Below are 4,942 nucleotides of genomic sequence, written 5' to 3'. Positions count from 1 at the left end.
GTTACTTCAAATCCTTTACCTGTGGTACTTTAACGAGTATTGTCGCCCCCTCAAGGCTAGTCGTTTGAGTTCGGTTTCGGTTTTCCATTCTTCCCAGGCTGCACCATCAGTTCTGAGTACGAAGAAGTCTGGGGTATGGTAGTGACCTATTTTGCGCCCTGTTTTGTTGTGGTACTGGATTTTGAAGGGGGGTGGCTGGTCGTAAAACTCTAATACTTCCTCTTCGTGTTCCATTTGGTAGATTGCCCACAGTTCTACGGTGTGGCTTTCAAACTGAATGGTTTGACCCATTTTCCGGCTGGGGTAAACTCCACTGACGTTTTTGGCGCGTCCAGTTACACGGCGTGAGGGTGGAGCTGACCTGATTGTGGCAATTAGGTCTTTGGTAGATGCCGTTAGTTGCTGTTGGGAACACCATTAGTCAAATTCAGAAGAGTTCATTGATGCCACAGGTGATAGGTGTGTGTTTGGGCTTCTTTTTTTCTTGACTCTCCCTAAAACCCTATATCTAAAGGCAGTGAAAGGAGTTTGACTACACAAGTCTATATTACTGTTTACAGGGGGAATGAAGCATATCTTGGTGATTTTGAATCATATTTTGGAATGAAAGTTGATTTCTGTGCTGCTAAAAGCCGTTTGTTTGCTTGAGGTTTTGTCTTTAGCGGTTTTTTCAACTCATGTTCATATTATGGTGCAGAAAATCTACTTTAGCTCATTATTTAATTGCAAAGTTTTATTTCTCTTTTCCCGTCAGGCTTATTTTGCCGTTACTTATAGCTCGTTTTATGGTTCACAACTTGGCTCATTTTTTCGTTCAAGTCATATGAGTTTCCTGGAAAATTGCAGTTTTAATGTGTCTTGCGATCGTAGAAGCGTAGGTAATATTTTGCTTGTTCTCAGTAACGTCCAAATATGCTTCATCTAGTGCAACTCCTTCCACTAAATCAGTATAGCGTTTGAATATGGCGTGGATTGAAGTGGAAATCTCTCGGTAAACGTCGAATCTAGGTCTGACAAATATTAGTCCAGGGCAACGAGCGATCGCTGTTACTGACGGCATCGCGGAATAAATACCAAACTTACGAGCTTCATAACTAGCTGCTGCAACCACACCTCGCTGATTCGGGCTGCCACCGACGACTAACGGTTTGCCTCGGTAGCTAGGGTTGTCCCTCTGCTCTACCGATGCGTAAAAAGCATCCATATCAACGTGAACTATTTTCCTAGTTCTAGCAATAGATTCTTGTCCCAAGGGTAGCTCCACCACAAGCAGTCTCGCTTTTCATAGCATTTTCAAGGGAGTAAATACAATATCAGTTTTATAGTACACTAGCACTAGTTTAGAGACAAAATTACCGCATACGTATTAAATTTTACTATTAAGTATTATTTAATACTTAATATTATCTAGCCGTAATTACTTTTCTACTGATGCGTCAAACTGCAATGGCACTCTCACTAGCTGCTGTCGTTTTGAGCAACTGTCTCCTGAAGGGGTAAGGGTGTTTGAGGGGATACATAGTTTTTATGCCATCAGGCAAGCAAAGAAAGTTTTTTTAAGTAGAAAGTAGCATACCTGGAATCGCAACTATATTAAATATTAAACAGCTTTAATTTTATTAGTTCAAAAACATAAAAGAACACACATGACCATAAAAATTGATTTTCAAGGGGATATGGATAACGCAAGCATTCCATTGAATCAAAACAAAGAAGAAGTATTTCAATGGACAAAGCAGTGGTATCCTGTAGCAGTTGTGGATTTTTTAGATCCATCTCGCCCACATGCAATACAGTTATTAGGAAAAGATTTAGTCTTATGGCGAGACAGTTTGAGTAAATGGTCTTGCTTTGAAGATTGTTGCCCCCATCGACTAGCTCCTCTTTCTGAAGGGCGTGTTGAGTCTGATGGCACACTTTTATGTGCTTATCATGCTTGGCGTTTTGATTCGCAGGGAAACTGTGTGAGCATTCCCCAGTCGAAAGATCAGCACACATCTTCTAAACACTGCTCAAATTCAAAGTCATCTGCAATTAGTTATCCGACACAAGAACGGCAGGGTTTATTGTGGGTTTGGGCTGAGTCTGGTTCTGATGCACAGCTTGAAAGTCAATTGAGGACACCACGAATTATTCCAGAACTTGAAGAAAACTCCGACAGAGTAGTTCATCTATTTTGGAATATACGTGACCTACCCTATGGATGGGACTTTTTCATGGAGAATGTAGCTGACCCAGCCCATGTACCTGTTTCCCACCACGGTATAGTTGGCAATCGCTATAAAGATGCTAATTACTACGATATGCTTTGCATCAAGGAAATGTCTACTCAAGAAGGATTTTCTTTTGAAATTACACCGACTGCCCCCACGATTTCACAAGCGATTCACGACTTCCAACCACCTTGTCAGATGAGGATTGTTTCTACTTCACATGATGGTGGTAAGCTGATCTTGGCATTGTATGCTAGTCCTACACGCCCAGGGTGGTGTCGTCATATTGGCTGTCAGGTCTTAGTTAAAAACGAGATGGGTAAGACACCTAAAGGATTAGGAGTCTTTGGGCTACCAATGCCAACTTGGCTAGGCCATGTTTTGTCATCCTTGTTCTTACACCAAGACTTAGTATTTCTTCATTATCAACAGAAGATTCTAGCTAAACGCCAAAAGAGCCAATGGGTGAACGCAGTTTATACACCCAATCCTCAAGATAAAATGGTCATTGCATTTCGCCAGTGGTTGGAGAAAAAAGCTGGAGGTAGTATTCCTTGGGCTTGGGGGTATAATACCGATTTTCCCTTGCCCGAATTAGACAAACAAAAGCTTTTTGATGTCTGGACAACTCATACCCAACATTGCGAAGTTTGCAAAGATGCTTTGAAAAATATTAAACGTCTACGGGTGTTGGCTTACGGGTTATCTATATTATGCTTATGTGTTGCTGTAATTCTGGATGCTAGAGCCATAGCGGTAAAAGCTGCATTAACATCTGCAAACCAAATGCCCGTGTCACTTTTAACGGTTTTTCCTCATACAGGATTCTGGTGGGCGCTTGGGGGTGCAACATCATTTGTACTTCTAGGATACTTGCTTGATAAATTTAGTCGCCTATTTTACGTTTACGAGTTTGAACACGCACACAATGATTAATCTATTCAAGGTAAGTCCTAAGAAAATTTATTCAGAAGGCTCAGTTGGTAGGACGCTCCTGCCAACTGAGCCTTCTGAATTCCAAACTTTCAAACCAAGTTGTACCCCGTTCAAGAGATACCAATAGTTTCGCCTATTGCTATGACTAGCAGATTAGTCCAGAAATATTAGACTTGTCGCTTAATAAGAGAAAAATAAGGATGCAATGGAATTCTCAATGTCACTTATCAATTTATGCAGCCATCAAGTAGAAATTCCACAGACCCGCAGCAGTCAGCATGAACCGATCATCTAAATCATGAATGCGGTTTCTGTATACTGCTGTGGCAGCATTGTATCTCTTAATACCTGATATTGTGTGTTCGCATTTAACGTGTTCGCTGCTTTTTTTTCGGTTGGACTGTTTGTGTTCTTCGCTTAGTTCTTTGCCTCTGGGCTTTTTGTCTGGAATTTTGATGTTGACGAATTCTTTTTGTAATCCCTGGAAGCCCAAATCTACATGGATTGGAACTTCATCTGGAACAAAATCTACCAATTTTTCCTCATCCAATTGTCTTTTATCATGAATCTTCCCAACTGTAGCCTTTGATAACACCAGCACCCGTTTATTTTGATCTGTCATCACCAAGTGTTTGCGAGTATGGCGCTTTTTTTTACCCGAATAATTACTCCTCTGTTTTTCTTTAACCTTGGGACGTTGAATGGGTCGCTCTGTCCCATCAATCATCACTTCTATGGCTCCTGGAAAACGAGTCATAAAATCTTCAATACTCTCCAACTTGCGTTCTGGTAAAACCATTTTTTTTCCCAAAGCGCTTTCTAGGATTGCCTGTAGTTTTAGCATCCAACGATGTGCCCGACTGCGGTGTAGGTCAAACAACACCCCTGCGACATCAAAGGTGGGATAACACTTGAAATAGAACAATATGAAAAATAGCTTGTCTTCTACTCGTTGCAATCTCGCCTTTCTGCCCCCTCCCACGGAACGTTTACGTAGCTTTTTTTTAGATGAGGCGATCGCCTCCTGATTAAGTACAATTTCAAACGTTTGTAACAGTTCATCAAATGCCTTGCGGTTTAGCCCAGTAAATGACCTCAGTAGGCGGTCTGCTTTCAGTACCCGATTGATATCTAGCATTTTCCTGTTTCATTTCAGCCGCTGATACTTAACTTTACCTTATTAAGCGACAAGTCTAATACAGTAAAATCCCCTGCGGAGAGAAACTCCGAGGGGAAAATGATAAACGAAATTATTGCAATCTACTGTATCACTGACGATATCCTTAACGCCATTGGACATCAAGAAGACAAGCGCAGAAAAATGAACGATGCGTCGATTCTGACAACAGCAATGACGGCAGCTCTATTTTTTGGTGGAAATCACCAAACGGCGCGAGAATACATGGTAGACCACGGTTTAATGCCAAAGATGCTGTCAAAATCCCGGTTTAATCGTCGTTTACACGCAATTGACGATTTAATGGAAGATTTATTTCATCAGCTAGGAGCAGCATTTAAACTTCTGAGTAGGACGAGTGAATACCTGATTGATTCATTCCCTGTAGCTGTGTGTCACAATATCAGGATTTCTCGTTGTCGCTTAGTGAACTCACCGGAATATAGGGGTTATGTTGCTTCAAAGCGATGCTATTTCTACGGAGTCAGAGTGCATCTGTTAAGTACAGCTGATGGTATCCCTGTAGAGTTAGCTTTTTTACCAGGAGCAGCTCATGATCTTCGCAATACTGCTCGGTTAAGAGAAAATAGATGGTGGAATAAAGAATACTTTGTTC

The 4,942-nt window shown here is 41.3% G+C and carries 5 protein-coding genes; 2 read left to right on the top strand and 3 right to left on the bottom strand.

The window, feature by feature from the left end; translation table 11 throughout:
* Window positions 1-15 precede the first annotated feature (15 nt).
* Complete coding sequence (locus RM368_RS37895) at window positions 16-291, bottom strand: Tn7 transposase TnsA N-terminal domain-containing protein (protein ID WP_322698830.1); 276 nt, start codon at window positions 289-291, stop codon at window positions 16-18.
* Window positions 292-814: 523 nt separating this feature from the next.
* Complete coding sequence (locus RM368_RS37890; protein ID WP_322698829.1) at window positions 815-1,267, bottom strand: DNA polymerase IV; 453 nt, start codon at window positions 1,265-1,267, stop codon at window positions 815-817.
* A gap of 379 nt (window positions 1,268-1,646) precedes the next feature.
* Here RM368_RS37890 and RM368_RS37885 point away from each other — a divergent pair, with 379 nt between their 5' ends.
* Window positions 1,647-3,149: a Rieske 2Fe-2S domain-containing protein gene (locus RM368_RS37885; protein WP_416212298.1), complete on the top strand. Its 1,503-nt coding sequence runs from the start codon at window positions 1,647-1,649 to the stop codon at window positions 3,147-3,149.
* Window positions 3,150-3,381: 232 nt separating this feature from the next.
* Here RM368_RS37885 and RM368_RS37880 read toward each other — a convergent pair whose 3' ends face one another.
* Window positions 3,382-4,287 carry a transposase family protein gene (locus RM368_RS37880; RefSeq protein ID WP_322698828.1) on the bottom strand — a complete coding sequence of 302 codons (906 nt, stop codon included), beginning with the start codon at window positions 4,285-4,287 and terminating at the stop codon, window positions 3,382-3,384.
* Window positions 4,288-4,386: 99 nt separating this feature from the next.
* Here RM368_RS37880 and RM368_RS37875 point away from each other — a divergent pair.
* On the top strand, window positions 4,387-4,942 hold a 556-nt coding region (locus RM368_RS37875; protein WP_322698827.1), incomplete at its 3' end, for a transposase.

The organism is Nostoc sp. DedSLP03, assembly GCF_034530815.1.
In the GTDB taxonomy this organism is placed as follows: domain Bacteria; phylum Cyanobacteriota; class Cyanobacteriia; order Cyanobacteriales; family Nostocaceae; genus Nostoc.
This window is presented reverse-complemented; position numbering and strand designations above follow the sequence as displayed.

Coding starts and splice junctions, on each gene's coding strand:
- RM368_RS37880 (WP_322698828.1), bottom strand. CDS start 4,287: ATGCTAGATATCAATCGGGTACTGAAAGCAGACCGCCTACTGAGGTCA.
- RM368_RS37895 (WP_322698830.1), bottom strand. CDS start 291: ATGGGTCAAACCATTCAGTTTGAAAGCCACACCGTAGAACTGTGGGCA.
- RM368_RS37885 (WP_416212298.1), top strand. CDS start 1,647: ATGACCATAAAAATTGATTTTCAAGGGGATATGGATAACGCAAGCATT.